This window comes from Streptomyces fuscichromogenes, from assembly GCF_014645815.1.
Lineage (GTDB): Bacteria > Actinomycetota > Actinomycetes > Streptomycetales > Streptomycetaceae > Streptomyces > Streptomyces fuscichromogenes.
This window is the reverse complement of sequence record NZ_BMML01000109.1, coordinates 1-1,267: the sequence shown is the minus strand read 5'-3', so window position 1 is coordinate 1,267 and position 1,267 is coordinate 1. Positions and strand designations below refer to the sequence as shown.

Here is a 1,267-nt window from a genome sequence, read left to right as displayed (position 1 = left end):
CCCCCCAACCACCCACCACCCTCCACGCCACCCTCACCCCCACCGGACACACCCCCCACCACACCACACCCACCACCTACCACCTCACCGCCACCACCCCCCACCACCCCACCACCCCCACCCTCACCATCAACCAACTCACCCTCCACCCCATCACCACCCAGCAGCTCGCGGCCTCCGCGTCGCGCGGTGCGTCGTCGAAGCCGCTGCACCTTGTCGAGTGGGAGCCGCTGGAAGCCGTGGCCGGTGGGGCGCAGCCGGAGGCGGGGGCGGTCGGGGTGGTGGGGCCGGATCCGTTCGGGCTGGCGCAGGCGCTCGGCGGGGTGAGTGTGTACCGCGACTTCGAGGAGTTGCGTGCCGCGCTGGACGGCGGTGCCGAGATGCCCGGGCGGGTGCTCGTGGCCTGCCAGGGCGGGCCGGACAGCGGTGGGGGGGACGATGCGGCGGTGGAGCTGCCGCGGGCCGTGCACCGGGTGGTGCGCCGGGTGGCCCAGTGGGCGCAGCTGTGGCTGGCCGAGGAGCGGTTCGCGGCGTCGGAGCTGGTCGTGGTGACGTGCGGGGCGGTGGCGGCGCGGTCCGGGCCCGAGGTGCGGGACCTGCCGGCGTCGGCGGTGTGGGGGCTGGTGCGGTCGGCCCGTACCGAGAATCCGGGCCGGTTCGCGTTGCTGGACCTGGGTGGTGGGGGCGTGGACGGCGCGGCTGCCCAGGCGGTCGTGGCGGCGCTGGCGCGGGGTGTGCCGGAGGCGGCCGTGCGGGACGGTGCGGTGTGTGTGCCGCGGCTGGTGCGGGCCGGTGAGGCGCGCGGGATTCTGTCCCCGCCGCCGGGGGACGTGCCGTGGCGGCTGGACGTGACGCGCCGGGGCACGCTCGATGATCTTGCGCTGGTGGCGCATCCGGAGGCGGCCGGGCCGTTGCGGGCCGGTGAGGTCCGGGTGGCGATGCGGGCGGGCGGTCTGAACTTCCGGGACGTGATGATCGGGCTGGGGATGTATCCGGGTGACGATGCGCGGATCGGGGGCGAGGGTGCCGGTGTCGTCGTGGAGACGGGGCCGGGGGTGTCCGGGCTCGCGGTCGGGGACCGGGTGTTCGGGATGTTCCCGGGCGGCGGGCTGGGGCCGGTGGGTGTGACCGACCGGCGGCTGGTGGCGCGGGTTCCGCAGGGGATGTCGTTGCAGCAGGCGGCGGTGATCCCGGTGGTGTATCTGACGGCGTACTACGGTCTGGTGGACCTGGCCGGACTGAAGGCCGGGGAACGACTCCTCGTCCA

General features: G+C 75.2%; 1 protein-coding gene. It reads left to right on the top strand.

The annotated features are described in order from the left end of the window. On the top strand, positions 1–1,267 hold a 1,267-nt coding region (locus IEZ11_RS50400), incomplete at both ends, for a SpnB-like Rossmann fold domain-containing protein (protein WP_189269855.1).